The 21,947-nt window shown below is 48.2% G+C and carries 19 protein-coding genes; 17 read left to right on the top strand and 2 right to left on the bottom strand.

What is annotated here, in order from left to right; genetic code table 11:
- Positions 1–59: 59 nt before the first annotated feature.
- Positions 60–1,028, bottom strand: a complete 969-nt coding sequence (locus O9139_RS30470) for a hypothetical protein (RefSeq protein ID WP_270885502.1) — start codon at positions 1,026–1,028, stop codon at positions 60–62.
- Between the two features lie 87 nt (positions 1,029–1,115).
- On the opposite strand from O9139_RS30470, the gene O9139_RS30465 reads away from it, so the two are divergent.
- Positions 1,116–2,240 (top strand): class I SAM-dependent methyltransferase, encoded by a 1,125-nt coding sequence (locus O9139_RS30465; protein ID WP_270885501.1) that lies wholly within the window; start codon positions 1,116–1,118, stop codon positions 2,238–2,240.
- Between the two features lie 46 nt (positions 2,241–2,286).
- Here the strand turns inward: O9139_RS30465 and O9139_RS30460 are convergent, their stop codons facing one another.
- Entirely contained in the window at positions 2,287–2,517 is a 231-nt protein-coding gene (locus tag O9139_RS30460) for a DUF2626 domain-containing protein (protein WP_270885500.1), read from the bottom strand.
- A gap of 373 nt (positions 2,518–2,890) precedes the next feature.
- Here O9139_RS30460 and O9139_RS30455 point away from each other — a divergent pair, with 373 nt between their 5' ends.
- The 16 genes from O9139_RS30455 to O9139_RS30380 all read left to right on the top strand — a co-directional run bounded on the left by O9139_RS30455 (position 2,891) and on the right by O9139_RS30380 (position 21,893).
- A complete protein-coding gene (locus O9139_RS30455; RefSeq protein ID WP_270885499.1) occupies positions 2,891–3,541 on the top strand; it encodes an RsfA family transcriptional regulator in 651 nt (216 codons plus the stop codon).
- A 118-nt stretch (positions 3,542–3,659) separates the two neighbouring features.
- Complete coding sequence (locus tag O9139_RS30450; RefSeq protein ID WP_270885498.1) at positions 3,660–4,595, top strand: ketopantoate reductase family protein; 936 nt, start codon at positions 3,660–3,662, stop codon at positions 4,593–4,595.
- A 10-nt stretch (positions 4,596–4,605) separates the two neighbouring features.
- Positions 4,606–5,004 carry a DUF3397 domain-containing protein gene (locus tag O9139_RS30445; RefSeq protein WP_270885497.1) on the top strand — a complete coding sequence of 133 codons (399 nt, stop codon included), beginning with the start codon at positions 4,606–4,608 and terminating at the stop codon, positions 5,002–5,004.
- Positions 5,005–5,399: 395 nt separating this feature from the next.
- Positions 5,400–7,085 carry a peptide ABC transporter substrate-binding protein gene (locus tag O9139_RS30440; protein WP_270885496.1) on the top strand — a complete coding sequence of 562 codons (1,686 nt, stop codon included), beginning with the start codon at positions 5,400–5,402 and terminating at the stop codon, positions 7,083–7,085.
- A gap of 103 nt (positions 7,086–7,188) precedes the next feature.
- Positions 7,189–8,121, top strand: a complete 933-nt coding sequence (locus O9139_RS30435; RefSeq protein WP_270885495.1) for an ABC transporter permease — start codon at positions 7,189–7,191, stop codon at positions 8,119–8,121.
- 3 nt (positions 8,122–8,124) lie between these two features.
- Positions 8,125–9,057, top strand: coding sequence for an ABC transporter permease (locus O9139_RS30430; protein WP_270885703.1), 933 nt, complete (start codon positions 8,125–8,127; stop codon positions 9,055–9,057).
- A gap of 17 nt (positions 9,058–9,074) precedes the next feature.
- Positions 9,075–10,109, top strand: coding sequence for an ABC transporter ATP-binding protein (locus O9139_RS30425; protein ID WP_270885494.1), 1,035 nt, complete (start codon positions 9,075–9,077; stop codon positions 10,107–10,109).
- On the top strand, positions 10,102–11,061 hold the full coding sequence (locus tag O9139_RS30420) for an ABC transporter ATP-binding protein (protein WP_270885493.1): 960 nt from the start codon (positions 10,102–10,104) through the stop codon (positions 11,059–11,061). The genes O9139_RS30425 and O9139_RS30420 overlap by 8 nt, the downstream gene beginning before the upstream one ends.
- 152 nt (positions 11,062–11,213) lie before the next feature.
- On the top strand, positions 11,214–12,851 hold the full coding sequence (gene bshC / locus O9139_RS30415; RefSeq protein WP_270885492.1) for a bacillithiol biosynthesis cysteine-adding enzyme BshC: 1,638 nt from the start codon (positions 11,214–11,216) through the stop codon (positions 12,849–12,851).
- 12 nt (positions 12,852–12,863) lie between these two features.
- Positions 12,864–14,126, top strand: a complete 1,263-nt coding sequence (locus O9139_RS30410; RefSeq protein ID WP_270885491.1) for an adenosylhomocysteinase — start codon at positions 12,864–12,866, stop codon at positions 14,124–14,126.
- A 287-nt stretch (positions 14,127–14,413) separates the two neighbouring features.
- Positions 14,414–15,493: a DUF4349 domain-containing protein gene (locus tag O9139_RS30405; RefSeq protein ID WP_270885490.1), complete on the top strand. Its 1,080-nt coding sequence runs from the start codon at positions 14,414–14,416 to the stop codon at positions 15,491–15,493.
- A 125-nt stretch (positions 15,494–15,618) separates the two neighbouring features.
- Positions 15,619–16,056: a division/cell wall cluster transcriptional repressor MraZ gene (gene mraZ / locus O9139_RS30400; RefSeq protein ID WP_270885489.1), complete on the top strand. Its 438-nt coding sequence runs from the start codon at positions 15,619–15,621 to the stop codon at positions 16,054–16,056.
- An 18-nt stretch (positions 16,057–16,074) separates the two neighbouring features.
- Positions 16,075–17,025: a 16S rRNA (cytosine(1402)-N(4))-methyltransferase RsmH gene (rsmH, locus tag O9139_RS30395; protein WP_270885488.1), complete on the top strand. Its 951-nt coding sequence runs from the start codon at positions 16,075–16,077 to the stop codon at positions 17,023–17,025.
- A gap of 26 nt (positions 17,026–17,051) precedes the next feature.
- A complete protein-coding gene (ftsL, locus tag O9139_RS30390) occupies positions 17,052–17,489 on the top strand; it encodes a cell division protein FtsL (protein WP_270885487.1) in 438 nt (145 codons plus the stop codon).
- A gap of 17 nt (positions 17,490–17,506) precedes the next feature.
- Positions 17,507–19,867: a penicillin-binding transpeptidase domain-containing protein gene (locus O9139_RS30385; protein WP_270885486.1), complete on the top strand. Its 2,361-nt coding sequence runs from the start codon at positions 17,507–17,509 to the stop codon at positions 19,865–19,867.
- A gap of 94 nt (positions 19,868–19,961) precedes the next feature.
- On the top strand, positions 19,962–21,893 hold the full coding sequence (locus tag O9139_RS30380) for a stage V sporulation protein D (RefSeq protein WP_270885485.1): 1,932 nt from the start codon (positions 19,962–19,964) through the stop codon (positions 21,891–21,893).
- Positions 21,894–21,947 lie beyond the last annotated feature (54 nt).

The following is a 21,947-nucleotide window of genomic DNA, read 5'->3' as shown; positions in this document are numbered from 1 at the left end:
CTATTAAATGAAGCACAAAAAAATACTTACCCGATGAAGAGGTAAGTATGTAGGATAGGCTATTTTTTAGCAGGAGCGATTAGCTTTAGAATCTCATCGAAGCTGCGCACATTTTTCGGCACTTCTTTGGTCAGTGGAGAACCTTGGTTGATCGCATCATAGGTTTGGTGCAAGGTGATATGATTATCAGCGGCTTTACCGTCCGCCGCGGTTACGGCGAAGTTCAGATCCAACGTTTCATCGCGGACAAATCCTTGATCATCAATGGCGATGTTCATTTTGCCAGGTGCATGAATCTGAAAGTTGCCGGCAGGCGCTTTTTTCAGCTCGTCCGCTTTATCGGCAGACAGCAGGCCGTTATTTTGCAATAAACCGATGAATTCAGGCATTTTTGCTTGCAGCATCGTATTCAATTCTTTTTCATTTTTGTCTGTGATCTCAATGCTGATTGATTTGGCATTCGTGCCATCTTTCAGCTTGACCGGATCCTTGGCTTGACTAAACCATTTGGCATCGGTTCCGCCCATGAGCAGGCTGGCCAGAGAGGTGGTCAGTTGTGATGTGTTTTTCAAGCTGTCCAGTGTGAGCGGCGATTTGCTGTTCTGGCTCATTTGCTGCAAATCAACCATATAATATTCATCAGCCGATTTATTTATAGCTGGCATATTAAAATACATTTTGTTATCTTTAATGAGAATTGGAATCTCAAAAGGCGATGTAGACCCTTTAGGGGTAATTTTCAAATCTGTCTGATATTGCAGCGGATCGATGTTGCTGATGCCTTTCCATTCAATGGTGCTTTCTTTCACCAGCGCGAGCAATCCATTCGTTAATGGGTTCGAGGTCTTGATCAAAGCATCGTTCATCGATAAAGCCGTGCTTCCTTCGAAAGTATACGATTTCATTTCTTTTTGTTTGTCTAGCGATTGAACGGCTGCTTCTTTCACTTTCGTATTATCTGTACAAGCTGTTAATGAGGTGATGCTGACTGCAGCCACCACCGTGAGGGTCAACCATTTTTTGCACATGATACTTTTGTCTCTCCTTCCATAATCCTTTATCATTATATAGGTTTCGTGAGCATTTGTCTTCAAGTAAAGAAATGGGGGATGCAAGTGAATACTCAACTGGGCCGTCCGGAGGTCGTTCATGCTTTGAAAGCGGCGATTGCGCAAAGCGCTGAGCAGATGATTACGTTTCGCGATTATATGAATATTTGTTTATACAATGAGCCTGGTGGCTATTATCGCAATGAAGAGCCGAAAATCGGCAAAGCCGGAGACTTCTATACGAGCTCTTCTATCGGGACGGTGATGGGCGACATGGTGGCAGCTTTTTTAGAGAAAAGAACACGTGTTCCGGATGACCCCGATGAAAGAATCCACCTCGTAGAATGGGGAGGCGGCAACGGGCGTATGGCGTTGCATGTGCTGGATGAACTTCGTTTGATCGCGCCTGACCTGTACAGCCGCTTATCGTATACGATGATTGAATCCAGCTCGTATCATCGCCGCCTGCAGCGGGAAACGCTGCAAACCCACGCGGACGTCTTAACCTTCATGGAAGAACAAGCGTGGTTCGCGCAACCACCGCAGGATCATCTCTATGTCATCGCCAATGAATTGCTGGATGCTTTTCCGGTTCAGCGAATGCGTTACCAGCAGGAGCAATGGCAACAAAGTTATGTGGTCTGGAATGAAGACGATCAGACTTTTTCGGAAATATGGCGCTCGCTTCAGGACAGCCGCTTATTAGACGACTTGCAGGGGATGAACGTTCAATGGGTAGACGGGCAAATTGCGGAAATCAATACTGCAGCAGCGGCTTGGATTGAGGCGGTGATGAACCGCATGCACAGCGGCAGCTTACTGGTGATTGACTACGGTGACCGGCAGGAGGAGCTGTACGCACCTCATCGCCATAATGGAACGTTGATGTGCTATCGCCGGCATCAGGCGCATGATAATCCCTTTATTTACCAAGGAGAGCAGGATGTGACATCACATGTGAATTTCACGGCATGTAAGCAGACAGCCTCGATGTCCGGTGCGGATGAGGTTTCCTTGCAAACACAGCGGGAATTTTTGCTGGACCAGGGCATTTTACATAAACTTCAAAATCACTTTGATCGGAATCCGTTCAGCGACGTGTCAAAAAGGAATCGGGCGATCCGCCAATTGCTGGTTAGCGACCAAATGAGCGAATTGTTCAAAGTATTGATTGCAACGAAAAAAAAGTGATCCGATGGATATCGGATCACTTTTTCTTTTTGTTGTTCGTTGTCGGTTAGACGGTCATTTTGAAGAATGACCAGTACGTAAATCCGCCAAAGGACAGGATCATATAACCCCAGAACAACAATATGTACGTGCGTTCTGACAAGCGCATATAGCCAAGTATGACGAATACGGCTGTTTGGAAGAAGAAAATCAAAGACATTGGAATCATATCGCCAGCTAAGCTCATCAAAGCGATGGCAAGCGTCCAAAATCCTAGTACCCGAAACATGCGATCCATTTTTCGTTACATCCCCCTCTCGTTCCACGTTGCACTTTTACTACACCACATTATACCTTTTGAGTCCAATAGTGTAAACCGTCAAAACGTGACGAATTTAAAAACATTTCATCATCTAGGACTAGTATGTCATTTTATAAGCCTTCCATGTATGAGTGACAAAAAATTTGGCAATACCATTTAGTATCAAATAGATTCTATGAAATCTACTATGAGCATAGAAATAGTACTAATGGTACCAATCCATGTATACCAACCGGAGTGAGATCATTCTAAAATCACTTTACTCTTACTGAAGGCATAATACACGCGTATGCTCGGCCAGCTTTCGGTATAGATGCAACCGTACATTAATGTTAGGAGGATTGACCTTATGTCGGCAATCAGACAAGATGCTTGGAGCGACGAAGACGATTTGATTTTAGCGGAAGTGACTTTGCGGCATATACGAGAAGGAAGCACGCAATTGTCAGCTTTCGAAGAAGTAGGCGAACGGATTGGACGGACAGCGGCAGCCTGCGGTTTTCGCTGGAATAGCTTCGTTAGGAAGAAATATGAAGCAGCGATTCAAATAGCTAAAGCGCAGCGACAGAAGCGCACTCAGCTCAAGAAGCATGCGGCTGTGAGCATTTCAAGCTCATCCATTGCGATGCTGGATAATGCGGAACTGGGCAACATCAAATCTGAAACGTTTACAGAAGAAACGCTTTCGATAGATGCTGTCATTCGCTTTCTACGCCAGTGGCGCAGCACCTATCAAGATATGAACAGGCATATCAAAAATTTAGAAAAAGAGTTGCAGGAAAAAGAAGAGGAATTAGATAAGCTCGTTCGGGAGAATGACAAACTGAACAAGCAGGTTAGTGAAGTGTCTACCGATTACCGCGTCGTTAACGATGATTATAAAGCTTTGATCCAAATTATGGACCGGGCAAGGAAAATGGCCTTCCTGGTAGAGGAAGAAGAAGACGGCAAGCCTCGTTTCAAAATGGATGCCAACGGGAATTTAGAAAGAGTAGATTAATGATCAGCATAAGCAGCCTCGGCTAAGGAGAGATCCTCAAGCCGGGGCTTTTATTATGTTATCGCGGTGATGCTATAATGGAAGGAATCAATTAACAATAGAAAGCAGGGATTCAAAGATGATGCATATCATGATTGTCGGCGCAGGATCGCTCGGTCTTTTATTTGCCGCCAAGTTGTCTGAATGTTCACACCGATTGACGATCGTAACGAGAACGAAAGACCAGGCGCAGGCGCTGCAAGAGCATGGCATCGTCCTGGACGGTACGCGGATGGCCGCTCGGAATATAGTTGTGGAAAGCTTTGAAGATGGGCAAGCGGGGAGCGGGGGGGATCCCGATTTTATCTTTTTGATGGTGAAACAGACGGCGATTACCGATGAGCTGATTGCTGGTGTCAAAAGCCTTATGGCGGCAAAGACGGTGCTCGTCTGTTTCCAGAACGGAATCGGACACGAACAAAGGCTGGGCAGCGCCGTCGGCAGCGACAAGCTGCTGCTGGCCGTGACGACAGAGGCCGCGCGCAAAGAAGGGAGCAACGCCGTATCGCATACGGGCAAAGGGATCACGTATATTGGAGCCATCGAAGCGGCAGGGCATGAACCGGTGCCTGAAGGTTTGCAAATTTTGTTGACAGATTTAATGGAAAAAGCAGGAGTTTCAGCGGAGATGTCGAAAAACATGGTGATGCGAATATGGACCAAGCTCCTCATCAATGCAGTGATTAACCCGCTCACGGCTATTTTGCGCGTGAAGAATGGGGATTTGCTGCGTTCACCCTCGACAATTGCGTTGATGAGAGATCTATTCGATGAAGCCATGCTGCTTGCTGCGGCGAAACAGATTTCTTTGCCTGAAGATCTATGGGAAACGATTCAGCATGTGTGCAAGGCGACTGCGCGCAACCACTCCTCTATGCTGCAGGATGTGATGCTGAAGAGGAACACCGAGATCGACAGCATGAACGGCAGTTTACTGCGGTTGGCGGAAGCCTTGCAGATCGAGCTTCCCATTCATCGGACCGTGTATCGTCTCGTGAAAGCTCTTGAAGAGTAGGTGATTGGTAGTGAGCGTCTTGACGAATATTTTATCTACGATTTATGCCACAATGGCCGTAGCTCCATTTATTACATTTATTCTACTTTGGTTCTTAGTATACGTTTTCCTTAAGGACAAGAAAATGACAACGAGACTGACGATGGATATCACGACGATCTTTCTGATCGGCTCGGTTTCATTGATGTGGAATCGTCTGTTTCAAACTACATTCGGCTTCTGGCTCATCGTGCTCGTCCTGCTGATCGCCTTCGGGATGATTGGCGGCTACCAGACGCAGCTGAAGGGGAAGGCCGACTTATTGAAAGTGAGCCGCGTCGTGTGGCGCTTAAGCTTTTTGGGGCTTTCAACTCTTTATGTCATTCTGTTCCTGCTCCATGTCGGTAAAAATTTAATTTTTTCGACATGAAAATAAAAGTAAGTGCTTACATTTTGCGGAAAAAGCAATCCTTTTGTAATAATAATTTGATAATTGTAGAAAATAACAATGAAAATCATATAGATTTTATTGACCGATGGTTGTATAATTAAAAACCGTGAGAGAGTTTTCTGAACATTATCTCAATACTAAATTAACAAAGGTAAATTAGTATTGGACATTGCAAATTAATATGTTATAATTCCTTGCATATACTCTAGTAAATTTTTTTACCAGAGATTGTTGTTAAGTGAATGTTAGTATAAGTGACATTGAAAGCGGTGTTCTTTTTCTGTTTGGGTTCACGGTGTTAAGTTTATGTCAATATAACTTCCAAAAACACCTAGCCATATACTAGACATACATAATTTTAAAGGAGGAGTTTCATGAAAGCGACAAAGTGGGTAACAACAGCGGTAGCACTTACACTTATGGGTAGCGTTGCTGTCGGTTGCGGAAACAACGGGGGTGCTCCAGCAGCATCACCATCTGGAGAAACTAAAGGATCGGCAGCTCCAGCGGCTTCCAACAAGCCACAAGAAATCAAAATCAACTTTACTGCTGAGCCTCCAATTATGGATAGCTCCGTTGCGACTGCGAATGCTGCATTTACATTTATCAGCGCATTTAACGAAGGTCTTTATCGTATTGACAAAGACGGCAAGGCAACTCCTGGTCTTGCAAAAGATTTCCCTAAAGTGTCCGCTGACGGTCTGACTTACACCATCGACATCCGCGACAACGCGAACTGGTCCGACGGTCAACCGGTTAAAGCACAAGATTTCGTTTACTCCTTCAAACGTACTTTGGATCCTAAAACGAAAGCGCAATACAGCTTCGTAGTTGCTTGGATCAAAGGCGGCGAAGCCGTAACGAAAGCGAAAACTCCTGAAGAAGTAAAAGCTGCTCAAGATGCGCTTGGCGTTAAAGCAATCAACGACAAACAACTTGAGATTAAATTAGAAAAACCTGTTGCTTTCTTCACATCCATGCTGGCATTCGGTACATTCTTGCCGCAACGTGAAGATATCGTAACTAAATACGGCGACAAGTACGGCGCAGATGCTGACAAAGTTATCGGTGCAGGTCCGTTCCTTCTTTCCAAGTGGGATCACGGTCAAAGCCTTGAGCTTGTTAAGAACGATAAATACTGGGATGCTGCTAACGTGAAAATCACAAAAGCAACTGTTAATATCGTGAAGGATTCCAACACTGGTTTGAACCTTTATGAAACAGATGCAGCTGATCTGACTGAGATCAATCGCGACCAGTTGAAATTGTATGCAGGAAAGCCAGACAACCTGCCTAAACCAGAGTTGACGAATTCCTACATCATGTTCCAAACGAAGAAAGTACCAGCACTTGCTAACAAGAAAATCCGTCAAGCGCTTGGTATGGCGATCGATCGTCAAGCTTTCGTAGATACAGTACTCGGTAATGGTTCGGTACAATCCACAGGTCTGATCCCTGGCGGTACATCTGACGGTGCAGGCGGCGACTTCCGTAAAACTGCTGGCGATACACAGCCTAAGTACGATCCAGCTAAAGCAAAACAATTGTTCGAAGAAGGTTTGAAAGAACTTGGCATGACTTCCTTGCCTAAGTTGAAAGTGAATGCAGACGATACAGAAACAGCTAAGAAATCCCTTGAGTTCATCCTTGCTCAATGGAAACAAAACCTTGGCTACGAAGCTGAAGCGAACCCAGTTCCGCACGCACTTCGTATCGATCTTTCTTCCAAACATGACTTCGATATGGTTCTGTCCCTATGGGGCGCGGATTACAACGATCCAATGACATTCTTGGATATGTGGGTAACTGGCGGCGAGTTTGACGAAGGCGACTACAGCAACCCGCAGTACGACGCTTTGGTGAAACAAGCTCAAACCGAAACAGATGCTACAAAGCGTACGAAAGCAATGGTAGATGCTGAGAAAATCTTGATGGATGATCAAGGCGTAGCTCCAATATACTTCCGTTCCCGTGCTTACTTGAAAAAACCGAATGTTGATGGCATCATCTTGCCTTCCTTCGGTCAAGAGTGGGAATTGAAATGGGCTTCTGTTAAGTAATTACAAGCTCAAAAAACACCTTTAAAAGAAGAGGCCGTTAACACCTCGTGGGCGCGGCCTCTTCTAAATTTCTTAGCTTTTACATTAATAAAGGAGGAGCATCATGGTTAAGTTCATTCTTCGCCGTCTCTTATATGCGCTTATCACGTTATGGCTCATCGCAACATTCACATTCGTGTTGATGAAAAACTTACCGGGAGATCCACTAGGAGAAGGCTCTGAGAAGATCCCTAAAGAGACGAAAGCAATGTTGTTAAAGCAATACGGCCTAGATAAGCCATTGTGGGAGCAATACTTGACTTTCATGAATAATGTCATCCATGGCGATCTAGGAGCTTCCTTTCAATTCCCTGCTCACACGGTTACAGATATTATCAAACAAGCATTCCCTTCATCGCTTCAACTTGGTTTGATCTCGATCGCGATTGCGATTATCGTAGGTTTGACTCTGGGTATTACAGCAGCTTTGAAGCATAATAAAGCAGGCGACTACACAGCGATGTTCATTGCCGTACTCGGTGTGTCGATTCCATCTTTCGTATTAGGGCCATTACTTTCTTACTACATTGGTGTTAAATGGGGTATTTTGCCAGCGGGTCTCTGGAAAGGGCCAAGCTACAAAATTTTGCCGGCAATTGCACTCTCCTTCGGTACGATTGCGATCTTAGCGCGTTTGATGCGTACATCGATGCTTGACGTTTTGAATCAGGATTACATTAAAACTGCGAAAGCAAAAGGTTTGAACAGCATTACGATTGTTGTGAAACATACGATTCGTAACGCGATCCTGCCGGTAATCACGATTATTGGTCCAATATTTGTAAACGTAATCACCGGTACTCTCGTCGTTGAACAAATTTTCTCGGTTCCTGGTTTGGGTAAACACTTTGTAACATCGGTATATTCCAATGATTATACCATGATTTCCGGTTTGACCATCTTCTACTCGAGTATTTTGATTTTAGTAATCTTTATTACAGACGTTGTGTATGGCTTTATTGACCCTCGAATTCGTCTTGGGAAAGGCGGGAAATAAATGATGCAAACGACATCGCAAACAACTGAGACTAACAACAAGTTTGCTCCCGTATCAAGCGCTAACTTAACAAGCGAAAGAATTGTTAGACCTTCGCTGAACTACTGGCAGGACGCATGGAGACGACTTAAGAAAAATAGACTGGCTATGGCTGGCTTAATTATACTGGTTGCTTTGATTGTATTATCAGTGGTTGTGCCTTTTATCTCTAGCTATGACTATCAGACTCAGAATTTGAAACTGAAAAATGCTTCACCATCAGGCGCACACTGGTTCGGTACGGACGATTTCGGCCGTGATCTTTGGACGCGTGTATGGTGGGGAACGCGGATCTCCCTGTTCATCGGGATTGTCGCGGCTTTGATAGACTTGGTTATCGGGGTAATTTACGGCGGTATCTCTGCGTATTACGGCGGTAAAGTCGATGAAATCATGCAGCGTACCATTGAGATCGTATACTCGATTCCATATTTGCTGATCGCTATTTTGCTCATCATGGTTATCGGACCAGGTATCCCGACGATCATCTTGGCTTATAGTATCACCGGTTGGGTACCTATGGCCCGCTTGGTGCGCGGTCAAATGTTGACGCTCAAAGAACAGGAGTTCGTCCTGGCTTCGCGTACACTTGGCGCTTCACCAATGCGCATTATTATGCGCAGCCTGATTCCGAATGCACTCGGTATCATTATCGTACAAATTACGTTCGTTGTACCAACAGCGATTTTCACAGAAGCCTTCTTGAGCTTCATCGGTCTTGGCATTAAACCGCCGCTGGCATCGCTTGGTAATTTGCTGTCTGACGGCGCGAACTATATCCGTTTGTATCCGCATCGCCTTATTTTCCCTACTATCATTTTTAGCTTAATTCTATTAAGCTTTAACTTGTTAGGCGATGGACTTCGCGATGCGCTTGATCCAAAAATGCGCAAGTAATAAGGGGTGAATTATAGATGAGCACCAACAACAATTTGCTGGAAGTTAAAGATCTTAAAGTTTCCTTCCGCACTTATGCAGGGGAAGTTCAAGCCGTACGCGGCGTTACATTTAACCTGAAAAAAGGTGAAGTATTGGCGATTGTAGGGGAATCCGGCTGCGGTAAATCCGTAACGGCCCAAACGCTCATGCGTTTGATTCCGACTCCGCCTAGCTATATAAAAAGCGGTTCCGTGCTCTTCGACGGCAAGATGGACATTACAAAATTGTCCAACAGAGAAATGGAGAAAATCCGCGGCTCCGAAATGGGCATGATCTTCCAAGATCCGATGACATCGTTGAATCCAACGATGAAAATCGGTGACCAGATCACTGAAGGTTTGGTCAAGCATCAAGGCCTCAGCAAGAAGGCGGCGACAGAGCGTGCCATTGAGATTCTGAAGCTCGTAGGGATCAACAGCCCTGAGGGCCGTATTCACCAGTATCCGCACGAACTTTCCGGTGGTATGCGTCAACGTGTTATGATCGCAATTGCCTTGGCTTGCTCGCCAAAGCTGCTGATCGCTGATGAACCTACAACAGCGCTCGACGTAACGATTCAAGCTCAAATCATTGATTTGATGAAAAAGATCTCAGTCGAGACGGACTCTTCTATTATTCTTATTACGCATGACCTCGGTGTCGTTGCCGATATGGCACAGCGCGTTGTCGTTATGTATGCAGGTAAAATTGTCGAGCAAGGAACGGTAGACGAAATCTTCTACAATCCGGAGCATCCTTACACTTGGGGCTTGCTGCGTTCCGTACCTCGCTTGGATACAAATGCCAATGAAGAATTGGTTCCAATCCCAGGTACACCGCCAGATCTTTTTGCACCGCCAAAAGGCTGCGCATTCGCAGCTAGATGTCCATATGCAATGAGCATCTGCTTGGAAGAAGATCCGGAGCACACAACGTTGTCCGATACACACAGCTCAGCTTGCTGGCTGCTGCACCCAGATGCTCCGAAAGTTGAACGTCCTGTAGCTGCAGGAGGTGTTCACAATGGCTAAGCAACAACCGATTTTGAAAATTAACAATATGAAGAAGCACTTCAACTTGGGTGGCGGCAAGATTCTGAAAGCCGTTGACAATTTCTCCATTGAAATTAACCGCGGTGAGACATTCGGTCTCGTAGGCGAATCCGGTTGCGGTAAATCCACAGCAGGCAGAACGATTATCAATTTGTACGACGTGACATCCGGTGAAGTTATCTTCAACGGTGAGAACGTGCACCAATTGAAAGGCAAGAAGCTGAGAGAGTTCAACCGCAATATGCAAATGGTGTTCCAGGATCCATACGCTTCTTTGAATCCGCGTATGACTGTCGGCAATATCATTGCAGAAGGCATTGATATTCACGGTCTGTACACAGGCGCTAAGCGTAAAGAGAAAGTGTTGGAACTGCTGCGCGCAGTAGGCTTGAACGATGAGCACGCCAACCGTTTTCCGCATGAGTTCTCCGGCGGACAACGTCAGCGTATCGGGATTGCCCGCGCACTGGCGATCGAACCGCAATTCATTATTGCGGACGAGCCGATCTCCGCACTTGACGTATCCGTTCAAGCGCAAGTCGTGAACTTGTTCAAACGCCTGCAAAAAGAGCGCGGTTTGACTTACTTGTTCATCGCGCATGACTTGGCGATGGTGAAACACATCTCCGATCGTATCGGCGTTATGTACTTGGGTAACCTCGTGGAAGTAACGACATCCGACGATCTGTATGCGAAACCGCTGCATCCGTATACCCAATCGCTGCTATCGGCGATTCCGATTCCGGATCCAGAGGTAGAGCGCACGCGCGAGCGTATCATCCTGCAGGGTGATGTGCCGAGCCCGCTCAACCCGCCAAGCGGCTGTCCGTTCCGCACGCGTTGCCCACAAGCAATGCCGCAGTGCGCAGAATCCATGCCGCCTAGCAAAGAAGTTGAACCAGGCCACTTTGTGGCTTGCCATCTGTACTAATTGCTTCAGCCGTCCCGAAAGGGGCGGCTTTATTGCATTTATGCGGCTAGAAATGTAATTGAAATAAATACAGTTTTGACGATTGCCGATCATACGTGTACAATCAAGAAAGGAACGTCTTTATTTGGATTATAGAGGAGACAGTGTCATCTATGCATATGGAACCTTTTCATTGGAAGAAAAGCCAGACGCTTGCTGAAGATTATATTAGCGATCCGGAACGGACCAACGGTCTGTTCTCCTATCATTATCAGAACGAGCGTGATTGGCAGCAGCGGGCTGCCTGGTTGACAGAAGAGAATGCGGCGCCAAGAGCGGATCGTGCGCGTCTAGTCGATGTGCTGACGGGCTATAACCGCCGAGTCGGAAATAAACCTGCAGCGATGGAGCAAATCGCCGCCTTGAATCAAGCAGACGCGTTAACAATTGTAGGCGGCCAACAGGCTGGTCTTTTTGGCGGGCCTCTGCTTGTGCTTTATAAAGCCATTACCATTGTGCAATTAGCAAAGCAATGGAGTGAGAAGCTGCAGCGCCCTGTGGTGCCTGTATTCTGGATTGCCGGGGAAGACCACGACTTCGATGAGGTCAATCATCTTTATACATTAACGAGTGCGCAGCAGGTCGAGAAACTCAAAGTCGATCATCCAACTGGTCATCGTACGTCCGTTAGCAAGCTGCCGCTTAAGCCGGAAGCTTGGAAAGAAGCGCTTGAGGGACTGGACAGGACGCTCATGGACACGGAATTCAAAGCGGACCTGATGGCTAAGATAAACCGGACCATGGAAGGCCCGACGACGCTTTCGGACGCGTTTGCCGCCTTCATGGCAGAGCTGTTCGGCGATTATGGCCTCGTGCTGATCGATTCCGATGAGCCTGCCCTGCGCCAACTGGAAGCGCCAATGTTTGAGCAGCTTGTGATGAAGAATGAGAACTTGACTGAGTCTCTGCTGCAAAGCCGCTCCCACGTTCAGGCCGCAGGTTACCAGGCGCAAGCCGATGTAGCCGAAGATGGGGCGAATTTATTCATCTATGCCGGCGGACAGAGGCTGCTCCTTCATCGGGAAGGGGATCAGTTTACCGATAAGAAGAAAGATTTTACGTATACCCGGAAACAGCTGCATGATCTAGCGTTGACAACGCCGGAGCAGCTTAGCAATAATGTGATGACCCGTCCGTTAATGCAGGACTTTTTGTTCCCTGTGCTGGCTGCGGTACTTGGCCCTGGGGAAATCGCCTACTGGGCTTTAACGAAGCAAGCTTTTGAGCTATATGGAATGAGAATGCCGATTATTGCGCCGCGCCTTGAATTTACGCTGCTTGAAGGCACGGTTCTGAAGTATATGAATAAATATAATATCACGCTCGCCGATGTAATTGAGCAGCGCTACGAACAGAAGAAGCAGCACTTTTTGGATGCGCAGGATACGCTGCAGCTGAATGAACGATTTGCCGCGGTGAAGGCCGAATTCCGCGCCGGCTACACACCATTAGTCGAATCGTTAAATGCCATTAACCCAGGTGTGAAAAAGCTCGGGGAGACCAATTTGGCGAAGATCATCGAGCAAATTGAGTTTCTTGAGCATAAGGCGACAGATGCTTATCGCATGCAGTTTGACTCCGCTTTAAGGCAGCTGGAGCGCATTCGCTTGACGATTCTCCCGTTAGCCAAGCCTCAGGAAAGAGTGTATAATGGGTGTGCTTACATAAATCGGTACGGATCTGATTGGCTTCATACCTTATTGACAACGCCGATTCCCGTTGACGGTTTGCACCGCGTTTATTATTTATAGGAGGTTATCTATTTGAATACTGTGGATAAAAGCATTGTTGCCGATATGAGCCTGGCGAAAGACGGCCATTTGAAAATTGACTGGGTTAAGCAGCATATGCCTGTGTTGAACCGCATTCGGGAGCAATTTGAGAAAGATCAGCCGTTTAAAGGGCTTAAGGTGACGATTGCGCTGCATTTGGAAGCCAAAACGGCATATTTGGCTAAAGTCGTTAAAGCCGGCGGCGCAGACGTGACAATCACAGGCAGCAATCCGCTCTCCACACAGGATGATGTGTGTGCGGCTCTGGTGGAGGACGGCATCACGGTGTTTGCGAAATACAATCCAAGCCCGCAGGAGTATAAAGAGCTGATGATTAAAGCGCTGGAGTCGAAGCCGGATCTCATCATCGATGATGGCGGCGATTTGGTAACGATTCTGCATGCGGAGCGCCAAGACTTGCGCGAGAACATTCGCGGCGGGGCCGAGGAAACGACGACCGGCATTCAGCGCTTGAAGGCGCTAGAGAAAGGCGGCGAGCTGCAGTTCCCGATGGTTGCAGTGAACGATGCATATTGCAAACATCTGTTCGATAACCGCTATGGCACAGGTCAATCCGTATGGGATGGCATTAACCGTACGACGAATCTTGTGGTTGCTGGTAAGAATGTCGTTGTCGTCGGTTACGGCTGGTGCGGCAAAGGCGTGGCGATGCGGGCAAAAGGATTGGGCGCCAACGTGATCGTAACGGAGATCGACGCGATCAAAGCGGTAGAAGCTCATATGGATGGTTTTGCCGTCATGCCGATGAGCGAAGCTGCGAAGCTGGGCGATTTCTTCGTCACGGTTACAGGCAACCGTGATGTCATCCGTGGCGAGCACTACAAAGTGATGAAAGATGGTGCAATTCTTTCGAATGCGGGGCATTTTGATGTTGAAGTGAATAAGCCGGAGCTGGAAGCTATGTCTGTCTCCAAACGTACGGTACGCCGCAATATTGAGGAGTATCAATTGGCTGACGGCCGGAAGTTCTACATTTTGGCAGAAGGACGTCTTGTCAACCTCGCAGCTGGCGACGGCCATCCGGCGGAAATTATGGATATGACGTTCGCCCTGCAGGCGATGTCGCTGAAATATGTGAACGAGCAATACGAGAGCATCGGCAAGAAGGTTGTTAATGTGCCTTATGAGCTGGATGAGAAAGTCGCCAGATTCAAGCTGGAATCTTTGGGCACCAGCATTGATTCGTTGACGGATGAGCAAAAGGATTATTTGGACAGCTGGAACGAGCATTAATATCGAAGGCTTAAGGAGCGAATTGCTTCTTAGGCCTTTTATTATGAAAGTTGCTCATTCACGAGGCAAATCCTGGCTAGGTTTCAGACCTGTATAGCTGTCAAACCATTAGTTAGTGACTCGGCTGAAGGTTATGAAAGTTTTAGTTGAAGAAATTTTTAACTCCAACGAGGCCACTCCGTGCAACATTCATGTTGCTACCGCCGTTAATAGGGTGTATTACCTATAAATGGAAGAGGGGTTGGGTAAAAATGAGGGGAGTCACACGATTTAGGGCAAGCCGTCGCATGTGTAACACAAGCAAGCTGCTTCACATGATTATGCTGTCTTTGTTGCTGCTGTCGGCGCTTGCCGGCTGCAGCTCTGCCAAATCGGAGTCGTCAGCCAAATCCGCGGCTCCAGAAGCTCAGGCGGCCAGCCAGCCGGCGTCTATGGCAAATGCGGCGCAGGACCAAGCAGCAGTAGCGCCTGGCACAGCCGCAACCGGTACCGCAGCGGGCTCCAGTCGTGTGGCTAATGACAGCGCGCAGGCAAAGATAGATGCGGCTCCAGCGCCGATCACGGTCATGCCCGCCACCGGCAACGACGCAGCCGCAGGCTTTAACCGCAAGCTGATCTATCGCGCCAACCTCGTGATGCCTGTGGAGGACTACAGCAAGGCTCAGACCCAGCTTAGAGACCTTGTGGCGCTTAGCGGGGGGTACATCTTGCAGTTCTCTGAGAATGCCAGCACAGGCGAGCGAGGGGGCACTTATACGATCAAAGTGGCGGCAAGCGGCTTCGTTTCCCTGCTCGACGGGCTGGAAAAGATCAGTCCAACGCTGCAGCGAAACGTCCAAGGTCAGGATGTCACGGAAGAGTACGTAGATCTCGAGTCACGTCTGAAGGCCAAGCAGCTTGTGGAATCCAGGCTCCTCAGTTTTATGGAAAAAGCTGCGAAAACCGATGATTTGCTTGCCTTTTCGAATGAATTGTCCAAGGTTCAGGAGAACATCGAGCAGATCAAAGGGCGGATGCGCTATCTCGATCAGAATGTGGCGTACTCGACTATCGAACTACGCATGTATCAGCAGACCGCGAATAAGCCATTGCTGGCGGATCCGAATGTACTTTCGCTTCAGGAACGGATCGAGAGGGCGTGGTACTCCAGCTTAAACGTACTCACAGCAGTACTTCAAGGCATATTGGTATTTTTTGCCGCGGCTTTACCAGTCCTAGCTGTACTTGCTATAATAGCGATACCCATATGGGTGTATAGGCGGAAAAAGCACCAACAACTGCTAAGCATGCGAGAACATTTGAAAATGCAAAATGCCGACTTACAAACTCTTGAAGTTGAAAATCAAGGGACAAAAGACGGACTTTAGACCTATTTTTCATGAAAACGCAGCAAATCCTGCTTACGTAGCAGGATTTTGCTGCGTTTTTGGCGAATAGGGATTTAAAAGTGGTGGAAAGTGGTACAAAGTGGAGGGAAAGGGGGCGCCATGCTATGTTCATGGGGGAATACCAACATAGCATCGACGAAAAAGGCCGTATCATTATACCGGCTAAATTTCGTGAAGCCCTCGGTGAATCTTTTGTCATCACACGCGGTTTGGATCAATGCTTGTTCGTCTATCCCCGATCGGAGTGGACGATCCTCGAGCAGAAGCTCAAAGCGCTGCCGCTTATGAAGTCCGATGCTCGCGCGTTTACCCGGTTTTTTTTCTCCGGGGCCACGGAATGCGATTTGGACAAGCAAGGACGCGCTAACATTCCAGGCAATCTGATGGAGCACGCCAAGCTTGAAAAAGATTGCGTTGTGATCGGTGTTTCCAACCGCGTTGAGATTTGGAGTAAGCAAATGTGGGAAAACTATGCCAATGAGTCTGAGCAATCCTTTAACGAAATTGCGGAGAAGCTCGTCGATTTCAATTTTGATTTGTAATTTGTAGGAGGACAACACGTGTTTCATCATGTAACGGTACTGAAAGAAGAGTCTGTAGAAGGTTTACATATAAAACCGGATGGCGTTTATGTCGATTGTACAATGGGGGGAGCAGGGCACAGTTCCTTAATCGCCTCCAAATTGGGCAAGGACGGCTTGCTCATCGCTTTGGATCAGGATGATGTCGCTCTGGCCAATGCGGAGAAGGTGCTGGCTCCCTATATCGATCGCGTGAAGATTGTGAAAAGCAACTTCCGCGATTTGGAGCATGTGCTGCATAGCGTGCCCAGAGCGATGAAAGACGGCAAACCGCAAGTCGACGGCATCCTGTTCGACTTGGGCGTCTCATCGCCGCAGCTGGACGAAGCGGAACGCGGCTTCAGCTATCATCAAGACGCTGAGCTCGATATGCGGATGGACCGCACAACGGAGCTGACAGCGAAAATCATTGTCAACGAATGGCCGGCGGAGCGCATCGCCAAGATCTTGTATGAATACGGCGAGGAAAAGTTCTCGCGCCGCATTGCGGCGGTCATCGCCGAAGCGCGGGCGAAGCAGCCGATTGAAACGACCGGCGAGCTGGTCGAGCTGATCAAGGAAGGCATCCCGGCCGCAGCCAGAAGAACCGGCGGGCATCCGGCGAAACGCAGCTTCCAAGCGCTGAGAATCGCTGTGAATGACGAGCTGGGGGCCTTTGAGGAAGCGCTGGAGCAATCGATACGCTGCCTGGCTCCACAGGGCAGAGTGGCTGTCATTACGTTCCATTCACTGGAAGACCGGATCTGCAAGCAGATCATGGTGAATAACGTCGAGAAGTGCACGTGTCCTTCCGATTTTCCAATTTGTGTCTGCAAGCGCGAAGGTACCTTGAAACTGGTGACACGCAAACCTATTATTCCTGGCGAACAGGAACTGGAAGTCAATCAACGGGCAAGATCAGCGAAGCTGCGGATTGCCGAGAAACTTTAATATGACTATGGTGAGGGGGGAAGGGAATGGCTTATATTCAAGGGAATTTAGCACTTGATCCAAAGAAGTCCCGTAAGCAGCCGCCAAAAGTTAAATATAAAGAAACAACCAAGGTTGTTTACCGCGCCAAGTCTTTGCCTGTTCGCGAGAAGCTGCTTTACTTGTTCACGGTGCTGCTGGTTGTTTTCCTTGCCGGTATCATTGTTTACCGGGTGACAGCCATCTATCAAATGAACACGGACATTCTCGACTTACAGAGAAAGATCCGCCAGGTTCAAGCGGAGAACAGTGCGCTGAAGCAAGAAGTGGAGAAACTGCAAAGTCCGGATCGTTTAAAGGAGGAAGCCAAGCGTCTCGGCTTGAAACCTCAAGATGATAAGCAAGTAGGCCTTGTGACGCCGCCGCCCAAAGGAAAGGCGGCCTCAACAGTCGACAAAAACGCGAAAGTAGCCTATAATCCGTAAACAGGCAGGTAATCCATATGACGAAAAAAATTAAAATTCGTTCGTTAATTATCGGAGGGGTATTTACCCTTCTTTTTGTTGTCCTCATCACGAAAGTCTATTGGATTCAAGTGGTAGAAGCTTCATGGTTGGTAGGACAAGCGCAAAAGATATGGGAGACCGATAAAGTGCTGCAGCCTGTCCGCGGATCTATTCTGGATCGCAATGATAAGGTGCTGGCTGTGGATGCAACTTCGTATACCCTCGTATTGAATCCCAAGTTGATCAATGAGTACGGAATTGCGGAAGATGTTGCCCAGGGTTTGGCTGAGATATTGAAGGATTCGGACGCTGCAAAAGCGGAGCTGGTCAACAAAATCCGTGACAAGGCGACGAAGAAAAAGCCGGACGGCACGGACTTCGCATTGAACGTTGAGATTCACAACGAAGGGTGGAAAATAGAGAAGGATAAGGCGGATGCCGTCACGGAGCTTGTCAAAAATTTGCGTGTGAAGCTGAAAAAGAAAGAAAAAACAGACATCGGCGTCAATATGCTGGAGGACAAGAAACGCTATTATCCCGGTGAATCGCTAGCTTCCCAAGTGCTCGGCTACATGAATAAAGAGGGGGTTCCTTCTCTTGGCTTGGAGCTGAGTATGGATGATGTGCTGAAAGGCGTTCCCGGGATGATGAACTACGAAACTGACGGCAAAGGCGTAGAGCTGCCGGACTCCAAAATCCAATTCAAGCCTGCGGCCGATGGCAAAAATGTCAGACTGACCATTGATAAGAACATTCAATTCTATATGGAAAGCGCGCTGGCCAAAGTGAACGAGCAGTGGCACCCCAAAAGCTTGACCGCGATCGCTGTCGATCCGAAAACGATGGAAGTGCTGGGCATGGCCAATCTCCCGACGTTCAATCCGAACAAGTACTGGATGATTCAAGACCAGAGCGATTTCAAAAATAATGCCATAGCCTCCCGCTATGAGCCAGGTTCCACGTTCAAGATCGTCACGTTGGCCGGCACGGTGCAGGAAGGTCTGTTTAACCCGAACGAGATGTACCAATCCGGGATGATCCGCGTTCAGGACCGTGAGCTTCATGACCATAACCGTGTAGGCTGGGGGAAAATCTCCTACCTGGACGGACTGAAGCGCTCCAGTAACGTCGCGTTCGTGAAACTCGGGTATGAGAAGCTGGGCACGACCAAGCTTGAGAATTACATCCGTCAATTCGGTTTTGATCAAAAGACGAATATCGATTTGGCCGGTGAAGTTTCGGGCCTCATTGATATGAAATATCCGTCCGAGTATGCCACGGCGACTTACGGTCAAGGGAAAGTTGTTGTGACGGCCATTCAGCAAACGGCAGCATATGCCGCTATGGCTAATGGCGGCAAGTTGATGTGGCCGCATGTGGTGAAAGACATTATCGATCCGAAGACCGGCGAGACTAAGCATTTTGCACCGCAAGAGGTGCGTCAAATCGTCAGCGAACAGACGGCAAGCCAAGTCAGCAACTACTTGGAGCAGGTCGTATCTGACCAAGAAATCGGTACGGGCAAGCTCGCTTACATCGACGGCTACCGCGTCGCAGGTAAAACCGGTACGGCGAACATCGTATTGCCTGGCGAGAAGACGTATTCCCCCAATACATGGGTAATCTCCTTCATCGGCTATGCGCCGGTTGAAGACCCGCGCATTCTGGTTACTTTGATCGCCGATCAGCCGGATCTCGGAGGCAATTATCACTTAGGGGGGCAAGTGCTGGCCCCTGCTTTCAAAGACATTGTCACAGAATCGTTGCATTATATGGGCGTCGCTTCCAGTAAACAAATGAAGCTTGAGCCTGTTCAAACCAACAAGCTGAAAGTTCCAGACTTTAGCGATGCAACAACAGATGCTGCGAAGGAAAAGGCAAAAGAAAATGGCTTGAATTTGGAATTTTTCGGTAAAGGATCAAAGGTAGTTGACCAATTTCCGAAAGCCGGTACAGAAATATTGGGGACGCAACGAATTTATGTAGCCATGCAGCCGATAGAAGAGATGCTGCTGCCGACTTTAACCGGCACCTCGCTGCGCGATGCGATGGAGGTTTGTTCCTTCCTCAAGGTGAACTGCCAAACCAATGGCGAAGGCTACGTCACCTCGCAGACGGCAGATGCTGACAGCCGAACAGCAACACTGGAGCTGAAGCCATTAAGCGGAAAAACTTCATCTTCCGCGTCGCCGTCTGCTGCATCTTCATCATCAGCGTCTTCATCAACGACTTCAACATCAGAAGCTGCGTCGTCACCATCGCCAACACCTACGCCGACGCCGTCTTCAAACATAGCGCCAACACCGTCACCATCGTCCGGCAATAAAGAGCGTACGACGAACGATAAGACGCCATAGTACGAGTCGGAGAGAGCTTGTTCTAACCCCTGTTTGTCCCGAATAGTCATGATATGAACGATCTTGACTGGATAGGAAGGGGGAGCGAACGTCCATGCGTGCATCTAACGTTACCGTTCGTCGAAGATTATTTACTGCGCTCATTATAGGCACTGTTATATTTACTGCGCTCATCCTGCGCCTGGCTTATGTCCAACTGTGGATTGGACAGGAGCTGGCGAATAAAGCCGAAGACAGCTGGCGTCGCGATTTGCCGTTTGCACCCAAACGGGGCGAGATTCAGGATCGCAACGGCGTCCCGCTTACTTATAACGTCAGCACACCTTCGGTCATGGCCATCCCTGTGCAATTGGAGGACGCCCGGGCGACAGCTGCTAAGCTGGCTGAAGTGCTGCAGGGAAACGAAGACGAAATTTATAAGCAGATGACGAAAAAAACGTCGAAAAACTATATTAAACCGTCAGGCCGTAAAATTACGGTGGAAAAAGCCCAGGAGATTCGCAATCTGAAACTTCCAGGCATTGTCGTAACGGAGGACAATAAGCGTTTCTATCCGTTCGATACGCTTGCCGCACACGTGCTGGGTTTTACCAGCGCCTACAATGAAGGCTTGACAGGTGTGGAAGCCAAATATGACAAATATTTGCGTGGCGTGCCAGGCAGCATTTCCTATATGGCGGATGCGGCGGGCAGAACGTTGAAGGGGACCACAGACGAGTACGTGAAGCCCAAAGATGGTCTGAACCTGCAGTTGACCATCGACAGTCATCTGCAATCTGTCTTGGAGCGCGAGCTGGATCAAACGATGGTCCAGACACAAGCGCAGAACGTATTGGCGATTATGATGGACCCGAACAACGGCGAGATTCTGGCGATGGGCAGCAGGCCTACTTATGAGCCGGGCAATTATAACAATTACTCGGCAGAGACGTACAATCGCAACTTGCCGATCTGGAAAACGTACGAGCCGGGTTCCACGTTCAAGATTATTACCCTGGCAGCCGCATTAGAGGAGAAAAAGGTTGATTTAAAGAACGAGCAGTTTTTTGACCCCGGCTTCATTGAAGTTGGCGGTGCAAGACTCCGCTGCTGGAAGCGGGGCGGACATGGCAGCGAAACGATGCTGCAAGTCGTGGAAAACTCTTGCAACCCCGGTTTCGTGGTCATGGGACAGCGGCTTGGCAAAGAGAAGCTGTTTGATTATATTTCCCGATTTGGTTTCGGGAAAAAGACCGGCATCGACCTCGGCGGCGAAGAGAACGGGATTATGTTCAAACCGTCGCAAGTAGGGCCTGTCGAGCTGGCTACGACCGCGTTCGGCCAAGGCGTTTCCGTAACGCCGATTCAACAAATAACAGCCGTATCGGCTGCAATCAACGGCGGCAAGCTGTTTAAGCCGCACGTCGCCAAATCTTTCACGAATCCGGAATCCGGCGAGGTCGTGAACGTGGTTGAGCCGGAATTGGTGAGAAATGTCATATCGGAGAACACTTCTCAGCAGGTGCGCGAAACGCTGGAAAGCGTTGTGGCCAAAGGAACGGGGCGCAATGCATTTATCGACGGCTATCGCGTAGGAGGCAAGACGGGAACAGCGCAGAAAGTAATTAATGGGCGCTATTCACCGGATGAGCACATCGTATCCTTTATCGGTTTTGCCCCTGCGGATAACCCGAAAGTTGTCGTCTATGCAGCTGTCGATGATCCGCAAGGCATTCAATTCGGAGGGCTCATTGCCGCTCCGCTGGTTAAGAACATTATGGCTGACGCTTTGCGATATATGAAGGTTGAACCGAACAAACAGCAGCTGAATAAAGATTACCGCTATGGTGAAACGCCGATCGTGGAAGTGCCGAACTTGGTTGGAGCTTCGGTTGATGATATATTAGAAGATCTGAACATGAATTTCCGTTTGGCGAAGTCCGGCAGCGGCAAGTATGTTATCAGTCAGGCACCGAAACCGGGAACCCGGGTTGATCAAGGCTCGACGATCCGGATTTTCTTATCGAATAGCGAGCCTCCTCAGTAATTTTTCAAAAAAATTGCTGATTGGAAACATGTTTTGCTTTTCCATATGCATAAA

The sequence above is a fragment of the Paenibacillus aestuarii genome, assembly GCF_027789125.1.
Taxonomy (GTDB): Bacteria; Bacillota; Bacilli; order Paenibacillales; family NBRC-103111; genus Paenibacillus_E; species Paenibacillus_E aestuarii.
This window is presented reverse-complemented; position numbering and strand designations above follow the sequence as displayed.